The sequence below is a fragment of the Streptomyces sp. NPDC045956 genome (assembly GCF_056430705.1).
The window spans coordinates 74,200-99,999 of the sequence record NZ_JBWKKZ010000013.1; the positions used below are offsets into that span (position 1 = coordinate 74,200).

The 25,800-nt window shown below is 71.6% G+C and carries 25 protein-coding genes and 2 pseudogenes; 5 read left to right on the forward strand and 22 right to left on the reverse strand.

The window, feature by feature from the left end; genetic code table 11:
• Window positions 1-196: 196 nt before the first annotated feature.
• From AC07FV_RS29445 to AC07FV_RS29460, 4 genes are all read right to left on the reverse strand, one after another.
• Entirely contained in the window at window positions 197-2,404 is a 2,208-nt protein-coding gene (locus AC07FV_RS29445; protein ID WP_479090445.1) for a bifunctional DNA primase/polymerase, read from the reverse strand.
• A 112-nt stretch (window positions 2,405-2,516) separates the two neighbouring features.
• Window positions 2,517-2,747: a helix-turn-helix domain-containing protein gene (locus AC07FV_RS29450; RefSeq protein WP_479090446.1), complete on the reverse strand. Its 231-nt coding sequence runs from the start codon at window positions 2,745-2,747 to the stop codon at window positions 2,517-2,519.
• 429 nt (window positions 2,748-3,176) lie between these two features.
• A complete protein-coding gene (locus AC07FV_RS29455) occupies window positions 3,177-4,028 on the reverse strand; it encodes a helix-turn-helix domain-containing protein (protein ID WP_479090448.1) in 852 nt (283 codons plus the stop codon).
• A gap of 11 nt (window positions 4,029-4,039) precedes the next feature.
• Complete coding sequence (locus AC07FV_RS29460) at window positions 4,040-4,774, reverse strand: DUF6879 family protein (RefSeq protein WP_479090450.1); 735 nt, start codon at window positions 4,772-4,774, stop codon at window positions 4,040-4,042.
• A 172-nt stretch (window positions 4,775-4,946) separates the two neighbouring features.
• On the opposite strand from AC07FV_RS29460, the gene AC07FV_RS29465 reads away from it, so the two are divergent.
• The 3 genes from AC07FV_RS29465 to AC07FV_RS29475 are packed head-to-tail and all read left to right on the forward strand — an operon-like array spanning window position 4,947 to window position 5,550.
• Window positions 4,947-5,150, forward strand: a complete 204-nt coding sequence (locus AC07FV_RS29465; protein ID WP_479090451.1) for a hypothetical protein — start codon at window positions 4,947-4,949, stop codon at window positions 5,148-5,150.
• Window positions 5,147-5,374 (forward strand): hypothetical protein, encoded by a 228-nt coding sequence (locus tag AC07FV_RS29470; protein ID WP_479090453.1) that lies wholly within the window; start codon window positions 5,147-5,149, stop codon window positions 5,372-5,374. Before AC07FV_RS29465 ends, AC07FV_RS29470 begins: the two co-directional genes overlap by 4 nt.
• Window positions 5,375-5,397: 23 nt before the next feature.
• Window positions 5,398-5,550: a hypothetical protein gene (locus tag AC07FV_RS29475; RefSeq protein ID WP_479090455.1), complete on the forward strand. Its 153-nt coding sequence runs from the start codon at window positions 5,398-5,400 to the stop codon at window positions 5,548-5,550.
• 147 nt (window positions 5,551-5,697) lie between these two features.
• Here the strand turns inward: AC07FV_RS29475 and AC07FV_RS29480 are convergent.
• From AC07FV_RS29480 to AC07FV_RS29550, 15 genes and pseudogenes are all read right to left on the reverse strand, one after another.
• A pseudogene (locus AC07FV_RS29480) lies at window positions 5,698-6,756 on the reverse strand (DNA-processing protein DprA); the annotation flags it as partial.
• Window positions 6,757-6,983: 227 nt separating this feature from the next.
• Complete coding sequence (locus AC07FV_RS29485) at window positions 6,984-8,609, reverse strand: YifB family Mg chelatase-like AAA ATPase (RefSeq protein WP_479090456.1); 1,626 nt, start codon at window positions 8,607-8,609, stop codon at window positions 6,984-6,986.
• Complete coding sequence (locus AC07FV_RS29490) at window positions 8,609-8,971, reverse strand: YraN family protein (RefSeq protein WP_383645744.1); 363 nt, start codon at window positions 8,969-8,971, stop codon at window positions 8,609-8,611. The genes AC07FV_RS29485 and AC07FV_RS29490 overlap by 1 nt, the downstream gene beginning before the upstream one ends.
• Window positions 8,972-9,099: 128 nt before the next feature.
• Window positions 9,100-9,408, reverse strand: a complete 309-nt coding sequence (locus AC07FV_RS29495) for a DUF2469 domain-containing protein (RefSeq protein WP_003965949.1) — start codon at window positions 9,406-9,408, stop codon at window positions 9,100-9,102.
• Window positions 9,409-9,464: 56 nt separating this feature from the next.
• Window positions 9,465-9,989 carry an NUDIX hydrolase gene (locus tag AC07FV_RS29500; RefSeq protein WP_479090458.1) on the reverse strand — a complete coding sequence of 175 codons (525 nt, stop codon included), beginning with the start codon at window positions 9,987-9,989 and terminating at the stop codon, window positions 9,465-9,467.
• Window positions 9,979-10,755 (reverse strand): signal peptidase I, encoded by a 777-nt coding sequence (lepB, locus tag AC07FV_RS29505; protein WP_479090460.1) that lies wholly within the window; start codon window positions 10,753-10,755, stop codon window positions 9,979-9,981. Before lepB (AC07FV_RS29505) ends, AC07FV_RS29500 begins: the two co-directional genes overlap by 11 nt.
• Window positions 10,756-10,926: 171 nt before the next feature.
• The gene (gene lepB / locus AC07FV_RS29510) at window positions 10,927-11,919 is read right to left on the reverse strand and encodes a signal peptidase I (RefSeq protein WP_479090462.1); all 993 of its coding nucleotides are present in this window, start codon (window positions 11,917-11,919) and stop codon (window positions 10,927-10,929) included.
• Window positions 11,810-12,892 (reverse strand): annotated as a pseudogene (gene lepB / locus AC07FV_RS29515) (signal peptidase I); the annotation flags it as partial. The gene lepB (AC07FV_RS29510) and the pseudogene lepB (AC07FV_RS29515), both read right to left, overlap by 110 nt.
• Window positions 12,885-13,640 (reverse strand): signal peptidase I, encoded by a 756-nt coding sequence (gene lepB / locus AC07FV_RS29520; protein WP_479090463.1) that lies wholly within the window; start codon window positions 13,638-13,640, stop codon window positions 12,885-12,887. The pseudogene lepB (AC07FV_RS29515) and the gene lepB (AC07FV_RS29520), both read right to left, overlap by 8 nt.
• 45 nt (window positions 13,641-13,685) lie before the next feature.
• The gene (gene rplS, locus AC07FV_RS29525; protein ID WP_201822504.1) at window positions 13,686-14,036 is read right to left on the reverse strand and encodes a 50S ribosomal protein L19; all 351 of its coding nucleotides are present in this window, start codon (window positions 14,034-14,036) and stop codon (window positions 13,686-13,688) included.
• Window positions 14,037-14,171: 135 nt separating this feature from the next.
• The gene (trmD, locus tag AC07FV_RS29530; RefSeq protein WP_479090464.1) at window positions 14,172-15,005 is read right to left on the reverse strand and encodes a tRNA (guanosine(37)-N1)-methyltransferase TrmD; all 834 of its coding nucleotides are present in this window, start codon (window positions 15,003-15,005) and stop codon (window positions 14,172-14,174) included.
• The gene (rimM, locus tag AC07FV_RS29535) at window positions 15,005-15,568 is read right to left on the reverse strand and encodes a ribosome maturation factor RimM (protein ID WP_356612298.1); all 564 of its coding nucleotides are present in this window, start codon (window positions 15,566-15,568) and stop codon (window positions 15,005-15,007) included. Before rimM ends, trmD begins: the two co-directional genes overlap by 1 nt.
• Window positions 15,569-15,718: 150 nt before the next feature.
• Window positions 15,719-15,958: an RNA-binding protein gene (locus tag AC07FV_RS29540; protein ID WP_003973401.1), complete on the reverse strand. Its 240-nt coding sequence runs from the start codon at window positions 15,956-15,958 to the stop codon at window positions 15,719-15,721.
• A gap of 2 nt (window positions 15,959-15,960) precedes the next feature.
• On the reverse strand, window positions 15,961-16,380 hold the full coding sequence (rpsP, locus tag AC07FV_RS29545; protein ID WP_053137692.1) for a 30S ribosomal protein S16: 420 nt from the start codon (window positions 16,378-16,380) through the stop codon (window positions 15,961-15,963).
• Between the two features lie 222 nt (window positions 16,381-16,602).
• On the reverse strand, window positions 16,603-17,199 hold the full coding sequence (locus AC07FV_RS29550) for a hypothetical protein (RefSeq protein ID WP_356612302.1): 597 nt from the start codon (window positions 17,197-17,199) through the stop codon (window positions 16,603-16,605).
• Between the two features lie 671 nt (window positions 17,200-17,870).
• On the opposite strand from AC07FV_RS29550, the gene AC07FV_RS29555 reads away from it, so the two are divergent.
• Together AC07FV_RS29555 and AC07FV_RS29560 are read left to right on the forward strand one after the other, a co-directional pair.
• On the forward strand, window positions 17,871-18,740 hold the full coding sequence (locus AC07FV_RS29555; protein WP_479090465.1) for a class I SAM-dependent methyltransferase: 870 nt from the start codon (window positions 17,871-17,873) through the stop codon (window positions 18,738-18,740).
• A 152-nt stretch (window positions 18,741-18,892) separates the two neighbouring features.
• Complete coding sequence (locus tag AC07FV_RS29560; protein WP_479090466.1) at window positions 18,893-19,501, forward strand: hypothetical protein; 609 nt, start codon at window positions 18,893-18,895, stop codon at window positions 19,499-19,501.
• A 75-nt stretch (window positions 19,502-19,576) separates the two neighbouring features.
• Here AC07FV_RS29560 and ftsH read toward each other — a convergent pair whose 3' ends face one another.
• The 3 genes from ftsH to AC07FV_RS29575 form a co-directional block, all read right to left on the reverse strand.
• On the reverse strand, window positions 19,577-21,520 hold the full coding sequence (gene ftsH / locus AC07FV_RS29565) for an ATP-dependent zinc metalloprotease FtsH (RefSeq protein WP_479090468.1): 1,944 nt from the start codon (window positions 21,518-21,520) through the stop codon (window positions 19,577-19,579).
• Between the two features lie 118 nt (window positions 21,521-21,638).
• Window positions 21,639-23,189, reverse strand: coding sequence for a signal recognition particle protein (ffh, locus tag AC07FV_RS29570; protein ID WP_479090469.1), 1,551 nt, complete (start codon window positions 23,187-23,189; stop codon window positions 21,639-21,641).
• Window positions 23,190-23,313: 124 nt separating this feature from the next.
• Window positions 23,314-25,761 (reverse strand): [protein-PII] uridylyltransferase, encoded by a 2,448-nt coding sequence (locus AC07FV_RS29575; RefSeq protein ID WP_479090471.1) that lies wholly within the window; start codon window positions 25,759-25,761, stop codon window positions 23,314-23,316.
• Between the last annotated feature and the right edge of the window lie 39 nt (window positions 25,762-25,800).

A 25,800-nucleotide genomic window follows, 5' to 3' on the forward strand; every position in this document is an offset into this window, starting at 1 on the left:
GATTTCAGCCGACGTGTTCGGCGCGGGCGGGGGTGTGTGCCGGGGGGTGTGCGTGCTCCTCTCTCCGGAGGAGAACGCACACCCCGCACACCCCCTTGTGCACACAGTGTGTGCACACCCGCACACCCCCTCTGACCGGGGACGCTGTGGGTTGCGGGGGGTGTGCACGAGATTGTGCAGCGCACACCCTCCGGGCTCAGGTCGCCAGCCGGTACCGCTTGGGCTGTCCGGCCTTCCAGTCCGGGTCTTCCTCGACCCGTCCGGAATCAATGAGCTTCGCCACCGACCGACTGACAGTGGTCCGGTCCTTGCCAGAAACCTTGTCGAGTTCCGGCTTTCCGACCCATTCGCCCTTGGCGGCCTTGATGTGGGTAATCAGCTTGAACTCAAGCGGTCCCCAGTCGCCCCCAGGAACATCCGGCTTGGGTTCGGTCTTCGACCCACCCTTGTCGGTCCAGTGCATTTCGAGCGGACCGGGCGCGGTGGTCGTTACGTCCACCTGGAACGTGTGACCTGTGCTGAGGCCGTTACGGTGCTTGAGCACTTCCGCCGTGAACTGCCCGTCCTCGGTCTTGGTGAACTTGGTCTTAGTCGCCAGCCGGATTGCAATGCTGCTCTGCTGGACCTTGACCGACGCACCACGGGCGTGCTTGCCACCGGCCATGCCCTGATGGTCGATCAGGTAGAACGCGACATCCGGGAACCGTGAAACGAACTGCTCGATGTTGGTCCACAGCTTCATGGCACCCGCGTTGTCGTCTTCCAGCCCTGAATTGCTCATCAGCCGCGAAACCGAGTCGGCCCCGATGAGCGTGGCCTCAGGGTGGCGCTCCATCAGCTTGTCGAGCATTTCCGGGTGAGCGGCGAGGTTCCACCCTCGGTGGCCGTACCGCTTGAATCCTGCGCTCTGTTCCGGCGTGAGCTGGAAGGCAGACAGCTTGTCGAATGTCTGGTCTTTCGGCGACTCCTCATCAATGAAGATGACGGTTTCACCTCGGCGCAGGCGTTCGGCAGCAGCCCACAGAAACAGCATGGTCTTTGCCGACTCATAGTCGCCGATGACCAGCGAGAGCCACCCCGGCTGAATGAACAGACCGGCTCCGCTGAAGTCGCGTTCAACCGCCTCGCACTCGTCCCAGTCGTCCGGCTCACCAAGGTCAGTGTTACCGGGTGCGGCAAGGATCTTTGCCTGTTCGTCGGCCCGGTGCCACGCCGCCCGCTCAAACAGTTGCATTCGGGCGTACGGCGTCGCGTCGTATTCCTCCGGGCTGCGCTCCATCAGGGCGGCCAGGTGGCCCAGGTACTTGGCCTTGGCGATGTCGCGGATGTACATACCCGCAACGTCGTTGAAGACCTTCTCATCGAATTCGTCCCACGCCTCGACGGCTTCGGCCACGTCCATATCGCCCTTGGCGAGCTTGGCCGCTACAGCCGCCCCACTCATGCCGGGGTGATGGCGCTCATCGGACTTCTTGACCGATTCCCAGACCTTCAGGATTTCGGTCTCCGACTGCGGGTGATCCGAGACCAGGTCAACCGCACGGAGCAGGGCCTTGGCCGTCTCCTCGGTGAGCTGCTTCCGGCCCTTCATGACCGCCAGCAGTTCACCCGCGCCCTGGGTGAGCCAGTCGTTGCCGCGCGCCGGGTCGTCTGCCCAAAGGTTCGTCAGCGCATCCTTCGGACGGGCCACCTCGCCGACGATGGCCGGGGTGTCGTCCCGAAGGTGCCAGCCCTCCGGGTTGTCGGCCCACCCTGCGGGCAGCTCCGGCAGCTCGTCCACGGTCGGCACGCGGTCCGACGCGTTGCCCTCGGGGTCGTACCACCGGTACGTCAGCAGCGGCCCGGAGTTCGTCTTGTCGTCCTCGTGAACGACGGACGGCCAGGCAACGGCGTACCGGTGCGTGTACTGGATGACCTCGATGTCCGCCGTGGGCTTGGTCGGCCACTTCCGGCCCTCCGGCACCCGGTAGAACCGAATGCGTGACGGCCCCTCGCCGCGACGGGTAGACGTCCAGGTCGGCGGCAACTCGCCCAGCTTGGTTTCCAGCTCCGCAAGCTGGCTCGCGCCCTGCTTGATCCGGCCGGACTTGTCCGGGTAGCCGTGGTCCACGTCGATACCCACAACGTTGCTCGGCACCCGAAGGCCGATGTTGCCGGACCACGACGCACAGTCGTCGTCGGTCGGCCAGCCACCGTCAGCCCCGGTGTACCCGCCCGGCGGGCTGGCCTTCTTCTTGGCGGACAGCTTGAGCGTGCCGAGCCAACCAGCCTCGCGGTATTGCTTCCAGGCCGATCGAAACGGGTCTTGCGCCGTGCTCAAATCCGCTGCTTTGCTGGTGGCGACGGGATCACTCTGGCGGCCCTCGGTTGTGGCGACCGGGGGTCGCTGCATGTCGGTGGTCACTTGGTCTGGCCACCTCCGCCCTGGTCCTTCGCGGGGCGGTTGCCGAACAGCAGCTTGATCAGGCGTCGGCGCTCCGCGTCGGTCATCGGACGAGCGTCCTTGGCGATGTCCATCAGGCCGACACCTCTTCGCGGTCGGCGCTGGCGATCAGCTCGGTGTACTCGACGCCAAGGGCGTCAGCCAGCTCGCCGATCCCGTCGAGGAGCGGCGTCTTGATGCCGTACTCCCACCGGTTGATAGACGAGACGTGTCGGCCGACCTTGTCGGCAAGCTCATGGCGGCTCAGGCCGCGAGCTTCACGGATACGCCGCATGGCGGCACGGTCGAAATGCAGGGCGGGCATCGCAGTCCCCTGGGTCAGGTGGATTGGGAGTGCGGTACACCGCTGGTTTCCTCGGCCCGCCCCGCCAAGAAATGGGGGCCTGACCCGGTGCCGTAGCGCCGGACTGATCCCATGGGAGCATGCAGGTCCCCAGGGGCACAATCTGGTAATTGCCGAGGTCGCAAGTCACCTCGCTGGAGGGTCAGCAACCCTCGGGCGGTAGTTGCTCGTCGTGACGGTTTTCAACACGGGTGGTGACGGCCGGCCCGGACCTACCCCCTCAACATGAACGCGGGATCTCCGGGGCCGTGCCAGCAGCCGCCCGCATACATCGTCCTGGGCCGGGACGGGGTACGGGAGCGCCTGGAGCCCTCGCGCGGGGCGTCCGGCCGTACCCGCCAGCACGAGGCCCCCGGAGATACCACGGAGAGCCTCGCCCCAGATGACCCGTCAACGCGGGTTCAGCGCACGTCGAGCCGCGTTGATGACGTTGTGAGCGTCGGCCCCGTACACGGCCGACTCGCCCAGGGTTCGCCAGACCTTCGAGTACAAGGCGATGTTGTCGGCGTCGTCCAACCACATCTCGGCGTGCCAGTCCTCCGCCACCACCAGGCGGTCATCAAGGACCCAGAAGCCGTTGGCGGGCACGATCTTGACGGAAGCCGTGAACGGGATGACGCCCAGTTCCACGGTGTCCATGCCGAGCATCCCGGTAAGGCGGTCGAGCTGGGCGGCCAGCACCGAGGGCGGACAGATCAGCGACCGCAACGCCGCTTCCCACGTCAGAACGTGTAGCTTGCGACCGGGCTGGTACAGCCACTCTTGCCGCTGCACCCTGGACCGCACGGCGGCCTCAATGTCGCTGGCTCCGCCCAACAGGTCGGCGTACCGCTGGATGACGTGACGCGCGTACTCGGGGGTCTGCAACAGACCAGGGATCACCGACTCTTCCCAGAGCCACATTTCCGAGGTGCGGTCGATCTCGGCGCTCAGCCCCTCGTGCAGCGGCTTGAAGCCGTTCGCCAGCGCGCGACGCCATGACCTGATGTGCGACTCGAACCCCGCCAGCCGGGCGGCAAGCTCGGGGTACACGCCCGGCTGCTCGGTCGCGTCGGCCCACGCCCTCAGGTCCTCGGGGGTGGCCGTCTGCTTACCGTTCTCCAGCTTGCTGACCTTGGACCCCTGCCAGCCCAACCGCTGGGCGAGCTGCTGACCGGTGAGCCGACCACCCGGACAGGTGAACCGGAGTTCGCGCAGTCGCGCCCCCAGGGCCACCCTGGCTTGCTGGTAGTCAGTGCTCACCGGTCATGCGCTCATTCGGTCGCGGCGAACTGGTCGAACGGCACCGCGTGGTGCATCGCCGCGTCACGCACGATGGCGTACCGCACGACCTCAGCCGGTTCGGTGATCAGCTCGATGTCCGTGATGTTGTCGGCGTCGTCGAAGTGCAGCAGCGCGACCAACCGCGAGTCGAAGATCCAGAAGTCTTCGGCGGGCAGGTCGGCCGCGTCCTCGCGCCACAGGTACCGGATGTCCTCGCCGACCGCCGCGTTGTGCCGGGCGTAGTCGAGTAGGAACCGCTGCTCGGTGGTCATCGGGCGGTCGGCGACGCGCACCCGGCCGACCGTCTTGCCTGCCTCGGTCTGGGCTTTGATGTTGACGAACCAGGGTTCGTTGGGGTCGCAGGGTGAGGACCCCGTGGCGAGGAACGCCTGAAAGTCGGGGTCCTCACGGTCCGAGGCGTAACCGCGTCGGGTCTCCAGCCGCCAGGCGGTGTGCTTAAAGGTCTCGAACAGTCGGCGGAAGGTGGCCCGGTCCACCGGTTCGGGCACGCGCTCCATCTCCTTCGGTCCCCAGTTCACGAGCAGTTCGCGCGGCACGGCCACCGCTGCCTCGGCGGCCCCGAAGTGCTGGAGCTGCGCGAGGTCTGCCGGGTCGGTGACGGGCGTGCCTTGGACGATGATTTCGCCGGTGCCCTCGTCCGTGTGCAGGGCGGGGCAGCCGTCGACCTTGCTGTCTGTGCCGGTGAAGCGAAGCTGACGAGCCATGGACGCTCTCCCTTCCAGGGGTGTTGATCCAACAGCATGGCCGGGGGTCCGGCTCGGTTCTACGGGGTCAGGCACGGTCCCGGAGAAAACAGCAGCAAACTTGGTGGGCGGTCGAGCAATTTCGAGAAAGTAGCGTACCGCCCGCCAACTGCCCACTTCTAGCGTCCGGTTCATGGCAACCAAGGAACAGCAGGACATCGACCCATTCACGGCGGTGGAGTCCTTGAGAGCGGCCCTGGCCGACGCCGGGATCGTCCTCCCCTCGCTGAGCGTCGACCCCGCGTCGCCGCAACTGCGCCTGGTGGAGCTGGGGCGGGTGCGCGCCGACGTGGCCGCTCGCCTGGCCGAAGCACTCCAGCGAGGAGGCCGCGAGTGAAACCGCTGGAGGAGGGGGCTCTTGTCATCGACACCGAGCGCGACAGGTTGGGCCACGTCATGGGGCACGAGGGCCCGTACGTCCAGCTTCGGCCGGTGGCTGGCGGACGTGAGTGGGACGCCGACCCTGCTCACGTCCGCCCGGTCACCGACGAGGAGCGGCTGAGGTCCGTCCGGGAGCGAACACGGGCTCTCAACTCGGCCAGCAGCGGCGGCGTGCTCTGATGGCGGCCACGGACACCTCCACCATGTCCGCTGAATGCGCCCTCGCCCAGCGTCCGGAGTACAAGGACCTTCACCGCGAGTGCCGCCAGACCCGGGACGTGCCCCTGCCTCACAGCAGCGGCATCCTGCTCGTGCGCCGCTGCACCTGCCCCCACCACCGCTACACCCCCGCATAGGCCGTCGTGGGGTCTCCGTGGCTCTCCCTGGACATGAGAACGCCCCGCCGGTACTCGCGCCCGGCGGGGCGTCTCTGTGCGCCCCCGTGGCCGTCCGTGGGCTCAGGCGGCGATGGCCAGCCGGAACCGGATCGGAGCCAGAGCGGCACCCCCGGAAAGAGGTGTCGGTACGCCCATCGTGTGCCGGCCGAGGCGTTCGGCGGCACGTGCCGTGACCAGAGAACCGCTGCGGTAGGCGGCTTCCACGACCACGGTGCCCCGGGTCAGCGCGGCGATCACCCGGTTGCGCAGGATGAATCTGCTCGGCGTCGGGTGATCGCCCGGGGGCAGCTCACCGACGACCAGCCCCTGTTCCGCGATCCTGGTGATCAGCCCCGTGTGCCCGGGTGGGTAGGGGCGGTCGACTCCGCAGGCCAGGACGGCGGCGGTGGCGCCGCCCGCGCCGAGGGCCCCCCGGTGGGCCGCGCCGTCGACCCCGTAGGCGCCGCCGGACACCACGACCCACCCGCGCTCGGCCAGGCCCGCGGCGAGGGTGGCCGCCATGTGGGCGCCGTACTCGGTGCAGGCGCGGGCACCCACGACGGCCACCGACCTCAGCGCCCACATCCGCAGGCTCGGCCGACCGCGCACCCACAGCCCGAGGGGCCGGGCGTCCCCCAGGTCGTCGAGCTGCCCGGGCCATTCGGCGGATCCGGGCGCGACGAACCTCACCCCTGCCGCCCGGGCGACGGCCACGTCCCTGCGGGGGTCGGCCCGGTCGGCCCTGGCACGGAGCCCGGCCCACCGCTTCGCGCTGACCCCCGGCAGGGGACGCCCGTCCTCACGCAGGCGTCGCACCACGTCAGCGACGCCCCGCTCACGCACCCAGCGCCCGCCGGTCTCGTCGCCGGGCTCGAGGACCCGGGTGAGGAAGACCCTGCCGAGCAACTCGCCGTCCACCTCACCGGGAGGGTGATCTCCATGGCCCCGCACTCCGACATCCGGGGCACCGGCAGCGCCCTCACCGGCATCATCGGCCCGGGAGACGCCGCCCCCGGCCCGGTAGCCGCACCCAGGCCCGGTACCGCCCCCGGCCCGGCGGTCAGGCCCAGACGCGAGGCCCTCCCGCGCCCCATGATCATGCCCAGGCACAAGCCCACCCCCGACCCGCTGATCGCGCCCCGGCACGCCCCCCTCCCCCGCCTGATCCCCGGCCCCGGCGACCATCCCGCCCTCCGGCACGGTCCCGTCCCCGGCTCGATGGTCAGGCCCGGCCGTGAGCCCGTCCCCGGCCCGACAACCGCGCCCAGGCCCGGTCCCGCCCCCGGCCCGATGATCATGCCCAGGCGCAATCACACCCCCGACCCGCTGATCGCGCCCCGGCACGCCCCCCTCCCCCGCCTGATCCCCGGCCCCGGCGACCGTCCCGCCCTCCGGCACCGCCCCACCCCCGGTCATGTCAGCGCCCCCAGAGCCATGGGGACGCCCCGCGGGACTCCTGTGCGCAGTTGCAGCGCGAGGGCGACGTCCCCCGCGTCGGGCCGGTCGTGGCCGACGAGGTCGGCGACGGTCCAGGCGACGCGCACGACGCGGTCGAGGCCCCGGGCGGTGAGCACGCCCCGCTCCAGGCTGCGCTCCGCCTCCTCCAGCGCACCGGGCGCAGCGTGCCAGCGGCTGCGCAGCTCGCGCCCCGGCACCTCGCTGTTGGACCGCCAGGGCGTGCCCGCCAGTCGCGCCGCCGCCCGGTCCCGGGCCGCTCGCACCCGGTCGGCGACCTCGGCGGTGGTGTCCCCCCGCGTGCCCTCGCCGGCCAACTGGGCGCGGGTGATCCGGTCCACCTCGACCCGCAGGTCGACCCGGTCGAGCAGCGGGCCGGAGAGCCGCGCCTGGTAGCGGCGGATCGCCGACGACGGGCACTCGCACAGGTCCTCTCTCCGCGAGAACCGCCCGCACGGGCACGGGTTGGCGGCGAGGACCATCAGGAACCGCGCGGGAAAGCGCACGACACCCGCGCTGCGGGCGATGACGACGTGACCGGCCTCGAGCGGCTGGCGCAGCGCGTCGAGCACCCGGCTGCTGAACTCCGGCGTCTCGTCCAGGAAGAGCACGCCTCTATGGGCGAGGGAGACAGCTCCCGGCCGCGCGATGCCGGCACCGCCCCCGACCAGGGCCTGCATCGTGGCCGAGTGATGCGGTGCGCAGTAGGGGGCCACGTCGATCAGGGGTTTGCCCGGCGGCAGCAGGCCCGCCACCGAGTGCACCGCGGTGACCTCCAGCGACTCCGCCCGGCAGAGCCGAGGCAGGATGGCGGGCAGCCGCTCGGCGAGCATGGTCTTCCCGGCACCGGGCGGCCCCTCGAGGAACAGGTGGTGGCCGCCGGCCGCGGCGACCTCGACCGCCGTGCGCGCCGACTCCTGACCCACGACGTCGGCGAGGTCGTGCCCGTGGTCGTGCTGTCCCGCTCCCATGCTGCGCATGCCGGTGGCGGCTCCGGTGCCGGGCATCCGCAGACCGGCCAGCAGCGGGTCGGGGCGGCCCTGCTCGTCCCGCTCCTCCTCCGGGACGGGTTCGTCGGCGAGGACGGCGATCAGCTGGCGCAGGCTGCGCACGCCGAGCACCGACACACCGGGCACCAGGGACGCCTCGGCGGCGGCGCACTCGGGGACGACCACCTGTTCGTAGCCGGCCTCGGCGGCGGCGAGCACCGCCGGGAGGATGCCGCGCACCGGCCGCACCCGTCCGTCCAGCCCCAGCTCGCCGATCATCACGATGTCGGCGAGCACGCGGGGATCGATCCGCTCGGCGGCGCCCAGGACGGCCGCGGCGACCGCCATGTCGAACCCGCTGCCGCTCTTCGGCACCGATGCCGGGCTGAGGCCCACCGTCAGCTTCTTCTGCGGCCACTCGGCGCCCGAGTTCACCACCGCGGCCCGCACCCGGTCCCGGCTCTCGGTCAGGCTCTTGTCCGGCAGCCCGACCAGGGTGAACGCCGCCACGCCCGGTTCAAGGTCGGCCTGGACCTCGACCACCACGCCCTCGACGCCGGCGAGCGCCACGGAGCACGTTCGTGCGAACCCCATCACGCCACCCCCCGGGCGTGTTCGACGACGGGGGCGCCGCGTCGCGGGAGGAGGACGCCGACCAGGTCGATGCGGACGCCGCCGGGCGGGGCTCCTCCGTGGGTCTGGATCCAGCGCTCGCCGAGCCGTCGCAGCCGGTCGGCCTTCTCGGGGCTCACCGCGGCCATCGGGTGCTCGAAGGCTCCGCCCCTGCGCGTCTTGACCTCGCACACCACCAGGACGTCCCCGTCCCGGGCCACGATGTCGATCTCACCGGTCCTGCCACAGCGCCAGTTGCGCTCCACCACGGTCATACCGGCCCCGGTCAGCCGGCGGGCGGCGAGTGTCTCGCCGTACTTGCCGATCGCAGCTCGTGCGTTCATGTCGGCACCACCTCCGGCGCCAACGATGGGGGTGGCCCGACGATCTTTTGGATCTTGGTGGACGGTCAGCCGACTGTGGACAACGTCGTCACCCGCACGAGTGCGGTGCGGTGACCGCTTGACGGCTGTCAGCCGCCGGGAAGCTCCAGGTCGCTCTTGTTCAGCTCCTCGATGTTCACGTCCTTGAACGTCAACACGCGCACCTGCTTGACGAAGCGGGCCGGCCGGTACATGTCCCAGACCCAGGCGTCCGCCATGGAGACCTCGAAGAACACCTCACCCTGGACCGAGTGCACCTGCATCTCGTAGTCGTTGGTCAGGTAGAAGCGCCGCTCGGTCTCGATCACGTATTTGAACAATCCGACGACATCGCGGTACTCCCGGTAGAGCTTGAGCTCCATCTCGGTCTCGTACTTCTCGAGGTCCTCGGCGCTCATGGCATGTTCCCCTTCAGCCGTGCGGTCCCACCATTGTGCGCCAGTGCCGTGCACCCCTAGACGATTTCGGTGTCCAGGGTCACCGGCCCGGCGGGGGGCCCTTCGTCGAGCAGCGTGCGCAGCAGCCCGGCGAGTCTGGTCGGATACACCGTCTCACGTGCCCGGGCCAGTTCCTGACACGTCCACCAGCGCGCTCCGGCGACGCTGCGCCGCTCCAGTTCGGTCAGCCCCAGGGCCTCGGTCGCGGTCTGTGTCGTGCGGGCCAGGTAGTACCACTCGTCCTGGTCCCAGCGGCGGCCCGCGAAGGGGAAGGAGCACCTGCGCCGCCACAGCACCGGACCGAGCTCGACGTCGGTGATGCCGGTCTCCTCCACCAGCTCCCGCCGCGCGGCCTGCTCGCGGGTCTCGTCGCCCTCCACGCCGCCGCCGGGAGTGAACCACCAGTCGTCGGCCGGGTCGTCCGGCTCGTGTCCGTGCAGGAGCAGGATGCGGTCGTCGGGGTCGAGCAGCACCACCCGGGCGACCCGGCGCAGTCCGCCCTCGTAGGAGTCGTGCCCGGCCCGCGTCGGCTCAGCGGACACCGGTGGGCCCCGTCCCCTTCCGGGCACGGGAGGCCGCAGCCCTCTTGGCGAAGGGCCCGTACGCGGCCCCGGCCAGGATCAGCACCGCCCCGGCGATCACCAGGACGCCGACCGTCCGCAGCGGTCCGGGCGACGAGAGGTCCCCCAGCGTCTCGAAGCCGCTCGGGCGCTCCAGCATGCCGTCCATGGGCCAGACCACGGCGTCGACGCGAGCGTCCACGGCCCCGCGCGACACGGTCCCGCCGGCCGCGTCCGTGAGGTGGGCGGTGGAGTCCACGGAGTTGTCCCGCTCGTCGCCGAGCAGGAAGAGGCGGCCCTCGGGGACGGTCACGGTCGGGAAGTCGGTCATCTCCGCCGGCGTGCCGGCGGGCAGGTACGGCTCGTCGATCACCTTGCCGTTGACCTTGAGCTTCCCCTCCTGGCAGCAGGAGACGACGTCCCCGCCGACGGCGACGACCCGCTTCACCATGGGGGCGTCGGCCCAGGTCGCGTCCTTGAAGACGACGACATCGCCGCGGCGGACGTCGGCGCCGTCGACGCGCTGCGCCAGGACCCGGTCCCCGGCGTCGATGCTGGGCGTCATCGAGCTGGTCGGCACGGTGTAGGGCCGGTAGACGACCGCGCCCCAGCCGAAGCCTCCGAGGAACAGCACCAGGCCCAGCGCCACGGCGATACCGGACAGCCGCTGTCCGGTCCGGCCGCCGGCCGGGGCCCTGTTCGCTCCGCCGTCACGCGGGGTCGTACGTGTCGTGCTCTCGCCACCCATGGATCCGCACCCTACCCGGCGGTACCGGAACGGGGCAGCCCCTCCCGGAGACCGGGGGGCCGGCGGGCCGCCTCCGCGAGAGGGGCCACAAGGCGTGCGACACGGACCGCCCGCGGCGGCTGGCAGGGCCCGCCCCCCGGTATACGCCCGGAGGTGTACGCCCGGAGTGCCTCAGCGGGTGTCGGCGGCGGCGATGCGGCGGCGCCGCCACCAGACGACCGGCACGACCCCGGCGAGGGCCAGGCCCTGGGGCGCGGCCGAGAGCGCGGCGGCGGCCGACGACCGGGCCTGCAGACCGTCCTGGTCGAAGGTGTCGGGGACCGGCAGGGTGTCCCAGCGGTTCATCGGCCAGGCGATCACGATGGCGCGGCCGACGACCTCCTTCACCGGCACCATGCCGCCGTGCTTGTCCGACTGGTTGTAGCGGGAGTCACGGGAGTTCTGTCGGTGGTCGCCCATGACCCAGATCGAACCCTCGGGCACCTTGACCTTGAACTGGCCGCCCTGGTCGTCCTGGCTGCACGGGGTGTTGCCGGGGTAGACGTAGTCCTGCTCGTTCAGCGCCTTGCCGTTGACCTTGAGCGGGCCGGTGCCCTGGCACTCGACGGTGTCACCGCCCACGCCGATGACGCGCTTGATCAGGTCCTTCTCGTCCGCGGACGGCATCAGACCGATCCAGCTGAGGACCGTCTGCAGCGCGTTCGGGTCGGGGGTGGGCTCGCCGGCCAGCCAGTCGTCCGGGTCGTGGAAGACGACGACCTCGCCGCGCTCGGGCTCGGAGCCGAACCAGGGGGTCAGCTTGTCGACCAGGACGCGGTCATTGATCGTGAGCGTGTTCTGCATCGAGGCGGACGGGATCGAGAACGCCTGCACCAGGAACGTCTTGATCAGCAGCGCGAGTACCAGTGCGATGCCGATCAGGATGGGCAGCTCCTTCCAGAAGGAGCGCTGCTTCTTCGCCTCGCGAGGTGCCGTGGCGGGCGTCCCGCCCACCCCCTCGTCCTGGGGCCCGCTCTGTTCGTCCGTCACCCTGCCGCCCTCGGTCCCGGAGTCGTGCCCGGAGGCCGGGGCGCCGTCCGCGGCCGGGACGGGAGTCTCCACGGGGTGTCCGCGGTCCTCCTCGCCGTCGTGTCCGGACCGTGCGCCAACCGCCACATCCCCCACGCCAACTCCTCACTCTCTGCCACCGCCTGCCCCGTACACGGTGCAGGCCCACCACTCCCATAACGAGCGGGAGTTCCGCAGGGGTCGGGAGTTGCATCATCGCGTTCGGATCGTCGGGGGCAACCCTATGCGACAGCCGGGGAGCGGCGGTCGCACCGGAGGCCGCGTCGGGCACGGACGCGTACGTCTTCGGCTCGTCCAGGGTGGTCCAGTGGCCGAAGGGCCAGGCGATCACCATGGCGCGCCCCACGACCTCCTCCTCGGAGACCGTGCCGAAGTCGGTGCCCTGGTGGAACCGGGAGTCGGCGGAGTTCGACCGGTGGTCGCCCATCACCCACAGCCGTCCCTCGGGGACCGTGACGTCGAACGCAATCGTGGAGGGCCTGTCTCCCGGATACAGGTAGTCCTCGGTCAGCGGGACGCCGTTGACGGTGACCCGGCCCTGGGTGTCGCAGCACTTGACCCGGTCCCCGCCCACCCCGACGACCCTCTTGATGAGGTCCTTCTCGTCGTCGGACGGCAGCAGGCCGATGAAGGCGAGGCCTTCCTTGACCTGCTTGACGACGACGGGGTCGTCCTTCTTGGTGGTCTGCTCGCCCCGGAGCCACCCCCCGGGATCCCGGAACACGACGACGTCCCCGCGCTGCGGCTCGGAGCCGAACCAGGGCGTGAACTTGTCCACCAGGACACGGTCGCCGATCCGGATCGTCTGCTCCATGGAGCCCGAGGGGATCACGAACGCCTGGACCAGGAAGGTCTTCAGCACCAGCGCTATCAGGACGGCGACGCCCACGAGGAGCGGTATCTCCTTGACGGCACTGCGCCTGCGGCGCCGCTTCACCTTGCGCTGGAGCTTGCGCCGCTCGGCGCGCGACCGGCCGCCGGACGGCGCCTTCGCGCGCCGGGAGCCGGTGGGCAGCAGGTTCTCCGCGGGGCTGTCGGCCGCGCCGCGCGGTTTGCCCCGGTTACCCATCGGCGCCCTCGGCCCGACCGGACCGGCGTGCAGCTGGAGCCGGTTCGTCCGCGTCCGGTACGCGCGCGTAGGCGTCGGGACGGTCGAGGTGCGTGGCGTGGGAGAAGGGCCAGACGATCCAGTCGGCGCGGCCGATCACCTCGCCGACCGGGACCATGCCGCCGCCCGGCGAGCCGAGGTGGTCGCGGGAGTCGCTGGAGTCGGCGCGGTGGTCACCGAGGACGAACAGGGTGCCGTCCGGGACCACGACGTCGAAGGGCACCGTGGACGGGCGGTCGCCGGGGTACAGGAACGCCGACTCGTCGACCGACTGGCCGTTCACCTGGACTGCCCCCTCCCGGTCGCAGCACACCACATGGTCCCCGCCCACACCTACAACGCGTTTGATGTAGTCACCGTGCCCGAAGAGCCCGGTCCCGTCGAAGACGACGACGTCACCCCGCCGCGGCGCACCACCGAAACGGTACGCCAACTTGTTTACGAGAACCCGGTCGCCGATCCTCAATCCGCGCTCCATGGAACCGCTGGGAATCTGGAACGGCTGGAGCACGAAGGTGCTGAGCAGCAGCAGGAACAGCAGCAGCGTCAGCAGGGTCACGGTGATCCGGCCGCCCGGCACCCAGTCGGTGAGCCGGCCCGCGAACGCGGAACGCGACCGGTCCTCCGGTCCCTCCGCTTCCGAGCGCTGCTCGGAGTCGGAGGAACGGGAGGAGCGGTCGCGTTCCGTGGGCTGTGCTTCGGTGTCCATCGGGGCCAGATGCTATCCGGCCCCGGCATGGACCTCGGAGGGCGCTCAGCTGTCGCGCTTCTCCTTGATCTTCGCGGCCTTGCCGCGCAGCTCACGCAGGTAGTACAGCTTCGCGCGACGCACGTCACCGCGGGTGACGAGCTCGATCTTCTCCACGATCGGGGTGTGCACCGGGAAGGTGCGCTCGACGCCGACGGAGAAGGAGACCTTGCGGACCGTGAAGGTCTCGCGCACGCCGGCACCCTGGCGGCGGATGACCACGCCCTTGAACTGCTGCACACGGGAGCGGTTGCCCTCGATGACGCGGACGTGGACGTTGACGGTGTCGCCCGGGCGGAAGGCGGGGACGTCGCTGCGCAGCGACGAGGCGTCGACGGAGTCGAGCAGGTGAGACATTGCGTCTGCTTTCTTCGCTGATGCCACAGGTCATCAACGGAAACTAGGTGTTGAGGATCAGGGTCGTGCGGGTCGGGACGGGCGACGTCTCCCCCTGTGGCAGGGGCGCGCTCCGGACGGACGCACAACAGCGGCCTATTCTTCCACGCCGGGGGTCCTGCGCCAAAATCGGCCGTACGGCTCCCCCGCCGGGTCGGGCTGCCAGCCCAGGATGGAGAGCATCTCCCGGTCCTTCTTGTCGAAGGCCTTCGGATCGCACCGCTCGATCAGGTCGGGCCGGTTGGCCGTGGTGCGCCGCAGGGCCTCGTCGCGGCGCCAGCGGGCGATCTTCCCGTGGTGCCCGCTGAGCAGCACGTCGGGGATGCCCCGTCCGCGCCACTGCGGCGGCTTGGTGTGGACGGGGCCCTCCAGCAGGTTGGCCATGGCGCCGGGCGCGAAGGAGTCGTCCCGGTGGGACTCGGCGTTGCCGAGGACGCCGGGCAGCAGCCGCGCCACGGCCTCGGTGACGACCAGGACGGCCGCCTCGCCGCCGGCCAGGACGTAGTCGCCGATGGACACCTCGTACACGGGCATCCTGGTCGCGTACTCGTCGATCACGCGGCGGTCGATGCCCTCGTAGCGGGCGGGCGTGAAGATCAGCCAGGGGCGCTCGGAGAGCTGGACGGCGAGGTCCTGGGTGAAGGGCCGGCCGCTGGGCGTGGGCACGATCAGGGCGGGTCGTCCGGAACCCGTCTCGTAGCCGTCGGCCAGGACGGAGTCGAGCGCGTCGCCCCACGGCTCGGTCTTCATCACCATGCCGGGGCCGCCGCCGTACGGGGTGTCGTCGACGGTGTTGTGGCGGTCGTACGTCCAGTCGCGCAAGTGGTGCACGTGGACGTTCAGCTGCCCCCGCGCGCGCGCCTTGCCGACGAGGGAGACGTTCAGCGGTTCCAGGTACTCGGGGAAGATCGTGACGACGTCGAGCCGCATCACGCCTCGTCCCCGGCCGCGTCCTCGGCGTCGCGCGCGGAGGCGATCTCCGCGCGGTCGTCGATCAGACCGGGCGGCGGGTCGATGACGGCGCGCTGCTCGTCCAGGTCGATCTCGGTGACGATCTCGGAGACGAAGGGCACGTAGACCTCGCTGCCGTCGGGGCGCTCCACGACGAACAGGTCCTGCGTGGGCAGGTGGGAGATCTCGGTGATCCGGCCGACCTCCGTGCCGTCGGCGGTCACCACGTCGAGGTCGATCAGCTGGTGGTCGTAGTACTCGTCCTCGTCCTCGGGCCGCTCTTCGGGGTCGACGTCGGCGATCAGGAGGGTGTTGCGCAGCGCCTCGGCGCCGGTGCGGTCGTGCACTCCGGCGAAGCGCAGCAGGAGACGGCCGCTGTGGACGCGGCCGGTCTCGATGGTGAGCGGTCCGGTGGAGGCGGGGTCGGTGGCGAGTACGGCACCGGGGCCGAGCCGCAGCTCCGGCTCGTCGGTGCGGACCTCCACGGTGACCTCGCCCTTGATGCCGTGGGCGCGGCCGATGCGCGCGACTACCAGCTGCACGGTGCTTGCTTCTCCTGTCGGAACTACGACCGGGACCCACAGCCTTCGACCATGGTCCGGGACTACGACGAGTCGGTCACGGCGCACAACGACTGCGGGCCGGGGACGGCCGGTGGCCCTCCCCGGCCCGAGCCGGTGCTGCGTTTGACGTCAGCGGACGTGGTCGACGTCGACGAGGTCGACGCGGACACCACGGCCGCCGATGGCGCCCACGACGGTGCGCAGAGCGCGCGCGGTGCGGCCGTTGCGGCCGATCACCTTGCCGAGGTCGTCGGGGTGCACCCGGACCTCGAGCACACGCCCGCGGCGCAGGTTGCGCGAGGCGACCTGCACATCGTCAGGGTTGTCGACGATACCCTTCACGAGGTGCTCGAGAGCCTCCTCGAGCATGCTCAGGCCTCGGTCGACTCGGACGAGGCCGCGGCCTCGTCCTTCTTCTCGGCCTTCTTCTTCTGGGTGATGGCCTCACCCTTGCCGTCGTCCTCGCCGCCGAACGCCTCGAAGGACGGACGGGCCGGCTTCTCGGCGGCCACGAGCAGCGGCGCCGGGGCGGGCTCGCCCTTGAACTTCTGCCAGTCGCCGGTCTTCTTCAGGATGGCGAGCACGGGCTCGGTCGGCTGGGCGCCGACACCGAGCCAGTACGCGACACGCTCGGCGTCGACCTCCATCACCGACGGGTTGTACGTCGGGTGGTACTTGCCGATCTCCTCGATGGCCCGGCCGTCACGGCGGGTACGGGAGTCGGCGACGACGATGCGGTAGTGAGGCGAACGGATCTTGCCCAGACGCTTCAGCTTGATCTTGACTGCCACGGGAGTGGGTTCTCCTGGTTTTGACGTGGGTGGGCACGGCGAGAGAGCCGCGTGGGGTTGCGGTACCCGAGTGCCCGATGGACGCGTCAGCCGGAGGAGAGAGGGGTCCTGTGCGACTGTCGAGTACAGCTGACCATTGTGCCACACGCGGGCGTGCCCATCGGACCGAGGGCGGACCGAGGGCACCGCGCCCGGATCCGGCCGCCACGAGCAGCCGGATCCTCAGCTCGCCACCGCGCCGACCACCTCCGGAATCCGGAACGGCTTGCCGCAGCCGCCGCACATGATCGGGGCCTGGGCCAGGACGGACGGGACGACCCGGACGTTGCGTCCGCAGTCGCAGACCGCCTTCACCCGCACCCCTCCGCCGGAGGAGCCGTGGCGTGCGGCCGGCCCGCGGAAGCTGCGTGCCGAGTCGGTCGCGGTCGCGGCGGTGTGGGCCTTCAGCGCGCGCTGGAGGCGTTCGATCGTCGGGCGGTAGCGGCGCTTCGCCTCGGGGGTGAGCGTGACCAGCGAGAATCCGCTGCTGGGATGCGGCTCCTCGGGGTGGTCGAGGCCCATCTCCTCGGCGATCGCGAGGAAACGACGGTTGTGATAGCGCCCCGCGCGGGAGGTGTCGCGTACTCCGCGCGCGGCGGCGATGCCGTGGACTGCCTCATGGAGCAGTCGCTCGAAGGAGAGCTCGTGCCCGCAGGCGGACGACGACTCTCCGATCAGGGACTCGGGCGCGGCAAGATCGGGCAGCTCGGTGTGGTGCCGCTGAATGTCGGCCCACGCCTGCGCCAGCTCTGCGGCGAGAACAGGTGGTGTCGTGCTCACGTAATGACAACGAGCCGGAGTGCCGCTGTGTTCCTATTCCGGGGCATCCCAAATAATTTGCACGTACCCGTCAGTTGCCGCTGATGCGTCGCGACGAGGGCGGGTGCGCTGATCTGCGGAGAAGCCTCACAGCTCGTACCAAGCTGGTGCGTAGTCCGACGTACGCGCCGGCGCGTAGATCCTGTCCACGCGCGGGGGGCGTGAGAATGCCCGATGCGCAAGAGGCGTTTCGGTCGCTGTGCCCCCGTCGGAGCTCCACCCGATCGGGCGCGCCGACGGAGGCGAGGTTACCGGGTGTGCCACCGGCGTACGGCACCGCCCCTCCCCTCTGCGGGTTTCCGTCACCGGGCGGCGGTCGCCGGGCTCGGCGACCTTGGCCGGAACCGCGCCCTCCGCGTCGTCGCGACCCGCTGTCATCACCGAGCGCCACGATCAGGCCATCCGCCGAAGGGGTCGCGCGGGTGCTACCGCGAGTACCGCGCGGCCAGGCCCACATTGCCGGGAAGTGAAATCTCGCCACCGCGGCGGGGACCGGGCAAACCGGCGCCCGCTACCACTGGACGCCGGAGCGAGCCCGGAGTTTCCTGGCATACGGGGGGAGTGCGAGCGCACTGCACGGGGGCCACCGAATCCGGCACAGCGGCAACACTCGGCGATTGGGGCGCTTTCCTATGACACCTACGCTCGTGCGGCAGCACTCGTCTCACGCGGGGGCGACGCCCCGCGTGGACCCGCGTGCACGCGCGCGTGACTGGTCCGAGATACAGGAGCGGATGCTCGTACCGCTGTACGAGGCCGTCTACGAGCGGCTGCACGTGGGCGGCGGCACCCGGATGCTGGGGCTGGGCTGCGGGTCCGGACTGGCTCTGCTGATGGCCGCCTCGCGCGGCGCGTCGGTGACCGGGGTCGACTCCCGCTTCCCGGAGCGCGTCGAACTGGCACGGCAGCGGTTGCTGCCCGAAGCGCCCGGAAGCCGGGAGGCAGGCGCGCGTGCGGACGCCGCCCGGGTCGTCGAAGGCGGTCCCGGTGACGCGGCGGACCCGTCGGCGCCGGCGTTCACCCTGGTGACCGCCTTCGAACCCATCGGGTGCCTGGCGGGCGACTCGGAGGGGCTGGGCGAGCTGCTCGCCCGGGCCGTGCCGCTGGCCGGGCGCGGGGCGGCCGTGGTGCTGGCCGGCTGGGGCCCGCCGGAGCGCTGCGCGACGACGTCGGTGCTGCGGGTGGCCACCAAGCTCGCGGACCCGCTGCGCGGCGCGGGCCGGTGGCGCCCCGCCCTGCGCGACGACCTGGAGGAGGTGGCCCAGCGCGCCGGCCTCCGGCCGGACGGTTCGGGGCGGGTGGCGTGCCCCTTCGGGTACGGCGACGTCGACAGCGCGGTGCGCGGACTGCTGTCGACCGGCCTGTTCGACGCGGCGATCGCGGCGACCGACCAGGAGCAGGTCGACAAGGAGCTGGCGGAGGCTCTGCACGCGCACCGGCGGCCGGACGGGACCGTGTGGATGCCGAACGTGTTCCGGTACCTCATCGCCCGGACGACCTGACGAAGGGGCCCGGCCGGACGCGTGCGGCCGGGGAAGGGCTTCCCGCGGTGGCGGCGGGTCGGATGCGGAGCCCGGCGGGGCTCGCACGGGTGCTCCCGGTGCATCCGGGCGCTCTACTCTGGTCCACCTCCCCTGGGAAAGAACCCCTCTGCATGCAGGAGCCCGCAGTGCCGCACCGCACGAGCCCGTCGCGCCTCGCCGCGCCCGTCGCCGTCCTCGCCCTGACCCTCACCGCGTGCGGGGCCGGGGGCGGGGAGGACGCCGACGCGAGGAGCCCCGGGGCCCCGGCCGCTCCGGAGCGCGCGGCGTCGGGCGGCGACGTGGCGGTGGGCGAGGCCGTGACGGGAAAGGTCGAGGAGGTGCCCGGCACCGTCACCTACGAGGTCGTGACGCGGAAGGTCGACGTCGGCACGGAGGCGGAGGCCGCCGAGATGGTGGCCGACGCGGCGGACGCCGAGGGCAGGGTGCCGGCCGTCGCGCACCTGGAGTACACGCACCGGGGCGGCCCCGCCCTCACCGGAGTCTCCGAGGTCCACGACGCCGCCGCGGTCTTCGCCGACGGGCAGCGCGGCGGCATCCTCGTCGGCGCCCCGGACGACACCCCGGGCTGCGAGGACCCGTACGCGGTGGAGAGCTGGAAGCAGGGCGAGAGCCATGTCTTCTGCGAGACCTACCTGGTCCCCGCGGACGCCACGAGCGTCGAGGTGCACTGGTCGGAGGAGGACGGCGAGCCCTGGGTCTGGAAGTTCCCACGCGAGTAGCGGGCCCCGGGGGTCCGGTCCGGGGCCCGGGGGGCCCCGCGCCGGTAGCGGCCCCGGGGCGGCGCGGAACCGCGTTCACCCCTCCGGACTGTCCTTGGCCGACCGCGTGATCCCGGCGATCCGGTACGCGTCCGCCTCGTCCAGGGTCTCCTCGGCCAGCAGTGCCTCGGCCAGCGCGTCGAGCTGTCCGCGGTGCTCGCGCAGCTTGCGCAGGGCCTGCGCGTAGCACTCGTCGACCACCCGCCGCATCTCGCCGTCGATGGCGTCGAGGGTCCCCGGTGCGGCGGCGAGTCCGTAGGCCTGCTGGGCGTCGTCGGGGAGGGCGGAGAGCCGGCCGACCTGCTCGCTCATGCCCCAGCGGCCGACCATGCCGCGCGCGATCCGGGTGACCTGTTCGAGGTCGCTCTCCGAGCCGGTGGTGATCACGTCGTACACCACCTGCTCGGCCGCCATGCCGCCGAGCGCGCCGATGATCCGTCCGCGCAGGTACTCCTCCGTGAACGCGTACTTGTCCGAGTCCGGCGTCGACAGCGTCACCCCGAGCGCCCGCCCGCGCGGCACGATGGTGATCTTGCGGACGGGGTCGGCGCCCGGTTGCAGCATGCCCAGCAGGGCGTGCCCGCTCTCGTGGTAGGCGGTGCGCCGACGCTCGTCCTCGGGCATCACCAGGGGGCGTTCGGCACCCAGCTGGACCTTCTCCAGTGCCTCGGAGAGGTTCGCCTGCGTCACCCGGTCCTGCTTCCGCTTGACCGCGAGCAGTGCGGCCTCGTTGGCGAGGTTGGCGAGTTCGGCGCCGGTCATGCCCGGGGTCGTGCGGGCCACCTGGGTCAGGTCGACGTCCGGGGCGAGCGGGATCTCTCGGGTGTGGATCTCCAGGATCGCCCTGCGGCCGCCGCGGTCCGGCGGCGAGACGGTGACCAGCCGGTCGAAGCGGCCGGGGCGGGTCAGGGCGGGGTCCAGGATGTCGGCGCGGTTGGTGGCGGCGATGACGATCACGCCCTCGGCGCCCGAGAAGCCGTCCATCTCCGTGAGGATCTGGTTCAGGGTCTGCTCGCGCTCGTCGTGGCCGCCCATGCCGGAGCCGCCGCCCCGCGCGCGGCCGATGGTGTCGATCTCGTCGATGAAGATGATCGACGGCGCGACCTTGCGCGCCTCGGCGAACAGCTCCCGCACCCGGGAGGCGCCCACACCCACGATCATCTCGATGAACTCGGACGCGGACGCGGAGAAGAACGGCACGCCCGCCTCGCCGGCGACCGCGCGCGCGAGGAGGGTCTTCCCGGTGCCCGGCGGGCCGGACAGCAGGACGCCCCGGGGCATCTTGGCGCCCATGCGGCGGTACTCGTCGGGGTTCTTCAGGAAGTCGACGACGTCGCTCAGTTCGCCCTCGACCTCGTCGATCCCGGCCACGTCGGCGAAGGTGGTGCGGGGCTCGCCGGCCTCCAGCTCGACCGGCTTGGGCGGTGCCTTGCGGCCGAGCATGCCGCCGGCGCCGCCGCCGAGGGCGCCCCTCATGCGGCGCGCGATGAAGATCCACAGCACCACGAGGAGCAGCATCGGCGCCAGCGCGATCAGCAGGTTGACCAGGAAGCTGCGCTGCCGGACGACCGGTTCGGCCGTGACGGTGACGTCGTGCTCGGTCAGCTCCTCCCACAGCCGGTCGTCGGCGAAGGTCGGCCGCTCGGTCGTGAACCTGGTGTAGTTCCCGTCGCCCTCGGGGTTGTCCCGGGCCTTCCTCAGCTGGCCCTGGATCGCGTCGCCCTTGGCGTAGATCTTGCTGACGTTGCCCTCGTCGACCTGCTTGCTGAACTCCGTGTAGGAGATGGTCGGCTCGTCACCCTCGTTGAAGAAGGAGAGGACGAGGTTGGCGATGAGGTAGACGATCAGCGCGGCCAGGGCCAGGTTCCACCAGCCGCCGCGCATCCTTCTGCCGGACGGCGGCTTGGGCGGCTCGTCGGGCGTGCCCTCGGTGCGCCAGGGTCGCTCGGGGGCCTTGCGCGGCGGGGACGGGTTGGTCATATCCGGACGTTACGACACGAAGGCCGCGCGGGCATGTGGGTGTACGGCGCCCTACGGCACTGGGGGCGCCCCGCGCTGCTGCGCGCGGGGCACCCCCAGTGCCGTACTGCCAGAGGCGTCAGCCCATGAACTTCTTGAACTCGTCCGGCAGCTCGAAGTCCTGGCCGCCCTGCTGGGGCAGGTTGAAGGCGCCGCCGTTCTGCGCGGCGGCGGCGCGGCGGGCGGCCTCCTCCTGCTCCTGCTGCTTGCGCTTCATCGGGTTGCCGGAGCGCTGCTTGCCCTTGGTCTTCTTCTGCTGCTTCTTCTGCCGGCCCGGGCCGCCACCCATGCCCGGCATCCCCGGCATGCCGGGCATACCGCCGCCCTGGGCCATGCGGGACATCATCTTGCGGGCCTCGAAGAACCGCTCCACCAGGCCCTTCACCGCGCTGACGTCGACGCCGGAACCCTTGGCGATACGGGCGCGGCGCGAGCCGTTGATGATCGTCGGCTCCTGGCGCTCGGCCGGGGTCATCGACTTGATGATGGCGGCCGTGCGGTCGACGTCGCGCTCGTCGAGGTTGTTGATCTGGTCCTTGATCTGGCCCATGCCCGGGAGCATGCCGAGCAGCTTGCTGATGCTGCCCATCTTCCGGACCTGCTCCATCTGGGCCAGGAAGTCGTCCAGGGTGAAGTCCTGGCCCTTCTTGGACGCCAGCTTGGAGGCCATCTTCTCGGCCTCTTCCTGGCTGAACGTCTTCTCCGCCTGCTCGATCAGGGTGAGCAGGTCACCCATGTCGAGGATGCGGGAGGCCATCCGGTCAGGGTGGAAGGCGTCGAAGTCCTCGAGCTTCTCGCCGTTGGACGCGAACATGATCGGCTTGCCGGTCACCGAGGCGATCGACAGGGCCGCACCACCGCGGGCGTCACCGTCGAGCTTGGAGAGCACCACGCCGTCGAAGCCGACGCCGTCGCGGAAGGACTCGGCGGTGTTGACCGCGTCCTGACCGATCATCGCGTCGACGACGAAGAGGATCTCGTCGGGGCTGACGGCGTCGCGGATGTCCGCGGCCTGCTGCATCAGCTCCTGGTCGATGCCGAGGCGGCCGGCGGTGTCGACGATGACCAGGTCGTGGACCTTGGCCTTGGCGAACTCGATGGAGTCCTTGGCCACCTTGACCGGGTCGCCGACGCCGTTGCCCGGCTCGGGCGCGTAGACCGCGACGCCGGCGCGCTCGGCGACGACGCTCAGCTGGTTGACGGCGTTGGGACGCTGGAGGTCACAGGCGACGAGGAGCGGCGAGTGGCCCTGCTCCTTGAGCCACCGGCCCAGCTTGCCCGCGAGGGTGGTCTTACCGGCACCCTGGAGACCGGCCAGCATGATGACGGTCGGGGGCTGCTTGGCGAAGCGCAGGCGGCGGGTCTCGCCGCCGAGGATGCCGACCAGCTCCTCGTTGACGATCTTGACGATCTGTTGCGCGGGATTCAGCGCCTTGGAGACCTCGGCGCCCAGGGAGCGCTCCTTGACCTTCTTGATGAAGGCACGCACGACGGGCAGCGCGACGTCGGCTTCGAGGAGCGCGATGCGGATCTCGCGGGCCGTGGCGTCGATGTCCGCCTCGGTCAGCCGTCCTTTGCCCCGGAGGGATTTGAAGGTGGCTGACAGGCGGTCGGAGAGAGTATCGAACACGGCGGCGTAGGTCCTCGCGTCGGCGTTGGTGTGGGTCGCCCTCCAGGGTATCCGGCCTGGCAAGCAAAGTGTCCCTGCCCGCCGAGGGGAGCGGGGCCCCTCGGCGTACGGGACGACCGCGGGCTCACCCCCGCAGCGCCTCCTCCAGCGCCCGCGCCACGTCCCCCGCCTCCTCCCCCGGCAGCCGCGCGCCCTCCGGGCCGGTGACGTAGAAGGCGTCCACCGCGTTGGAGCCCAGCGTCGACGCGTGCGCGCTCCGCACCCGCACGCCCGCCGCCTCCAGTGCCCGCCCGAGCCGGAAGAGCAACCCCGGCGCGTCCTGGGCGCGGACCTCGATCACCGTGGCCAGCCGGGAGGCGGCCGGGGCGACGGTCACCCGGGGCGGGGGCGGTTCCACACCCCGGCGCCTGGGATAGGCGGCGTCCCGTTCCGCGAGCCGGCCGGCGATGTCCAGGCTGCCGTCCAGGGCCCTGACCAGGTCGGCACGCAGGCGGACGGCCTGGGGCAGGGAGCCGTACTCGGCGGCGACCCGCCAGTCCAGCAGCAGGACGGAGCCCTCGACGCCGTCCGGCAGCGGCAGGGACCGCAGCTCGGCGGTGCGGACGGTCAGCCGGTGCATGGCGAGGACCCCGGCCACCGCGGGGAGCACGCCGGCCTGGTCGGGCACGGCGATGAGCAGCTCCACGCCGAGCGGCTCCGGGTCGTCCCCCGGCGCCGGGGCCGCGGGCGGCTCGGTCTGGGCGCGCAGGGTGAGGACCGGCCCGCCGGTGCGGAAGGCCTCGACGGCGAGTCTTTCCTGCTCGGCGGTGGGCGCGGTGGCCTCGGGCTCCTCCAGCGGGTCGCCCGCCAGCACCGCCGAGGCGCGTTTCACCAGGTCGGCGACGAGCGAGCCGCGCCAGGAGGACCAGGCGGCGGGCCCGGTGGCCAGCGCGTCCGCCTCGGTCAGGGCGTGCAGCAGTTCGAGGGTGTGCTCGGTGCCGACCGCCTCGGCGACCGCCCGCACGGTCGCCGGATCGTCCAGGTCCCGCCGGGTGGCGGTCTCCACCAGCAGCAGGTGGTGGCGTACGAGGGTGGCGAGGACGGCCGCGTCGACGCGGTCGAAGCCGATGCGGGCGGCCACGTCCCGCGCGATGGTCTCACCGGCCACGGAGTGGTCGCCGGGCCAGCCCTTGCCGATGTCGTGCAGCAGCGCGGCGACCAGCAGCAGGTCGGGCCGGTGGACGCGGCGGGTGAAGCCGGCCGCGCGCACCGCGGTCTCGATCAGGTGCCGGTCGACGGTCCACACGTGCACGGCGTTGCGCTGCGGGCGGCAGCGCACCCGCTCCCAGTCGGGCAGGAGCCTGGTGATCAGCCCTTCGGCCTCCAGCGCCTCCCAGACCTGCACCGTGGGCCGGCCGGAGCCCAGCAGGGTCACCAGTTGCTCGCGTGCCTCGGCGGGCCAGGGGGTGGGCAGCGGGCGGCCGGTGGCCGCGAGCCGTCGCACGGCGTGCAGGGAGAGCGGGAGCCCGGCCTGCGCGGCGGCGGCCGCGGCCCGCAGCGGGAGCACGGGATCGCGTTCGGGGCGTGCGGTGCGGGCGAGCACCACCTCGCCGTCCTGCTCGACCACGCCCTCGGCGAGCGGCGAACGCTCCGGGGCGGGTTTCCCGCCGCCCAGCATGGCGCGCAGTCTCGGCCGCACGGACCGCGCCCGCAGGACGCGCCCCACCTCGCGCCAGGTGACGTCACCGGCGTAGGAGATGACGCGTGCCGCCTCGTAGACCTGCCGGAGCAGGGCGTCGGCGTCCAGCAGGCCCAGCTCGGCGGCCACCTGGTCCTGCTCCTGGAGGGCCAGCCGGTCGGTCGCCCGCCCTGTCGTCAGGTGCAGCGCGTCCCGTACGTCGAGCAGTCGGCGCCGGGCGTCGGCGAGGCCCTCGCGCGGGGCGTCGGCCAGCCAGGAGGCGGCGACCGCGCGCAGTGCGGTGGCGTCCCGCAGACCGCCCCGGGCCTCCTTGAGGTCGGGTTCCAGCAGGTACTGCAACTCGCCCTGGCGTTCGGCGCGCTCCGCGCACAGCTCCCGCAGTTCGGGCAGGCGCCGGGGGGCCTGGTTGCGCCAGTCGGCGAGGACGGCCGTACGCAGTCCCGCGGTCAGCCCGGCGTCGCCGGCGAGGTGGCGGGCGTCGAGGAGCCCGAGCTGGACCTTGAGGTCCTCGCCCGCCGTCTTCCGGGCCTGGGCCGGCGTGCGCACGGAGTGGTCCAGGGCGAGGCCGAGGTCCCACACCGGGTACCAGAGGCGGTCGGCGAGGGCGGCGACCGCCTTGTCGTCGCCGCCGTCGTGCAGCAGGAGCAGGTCGAGGTCGCTGCGCGGGGACAGCTCACCCCGGCCGTAGCCGCCGACGGCGACCAGGGAGACGCCCCGGGCCGGGCCGCCCGCCGCGGCGACGAGGCCGGACAGCCAGTCGTCCGTCAGCCCGGCGAGGGCGGAACGGCGCGGCGGCCCGGACCGCGCCCCCTCGGTGAGGAGGCGCAGCCGGGCCGCCGCGTAGCCGCTGGGTCCCGAGTCCTCTGCTTCTTTCGTCACGTCCGTACCCGTCACCCGGCGACTCTCCCGTCCCGTTCCCGTGTTTGCGAGCAG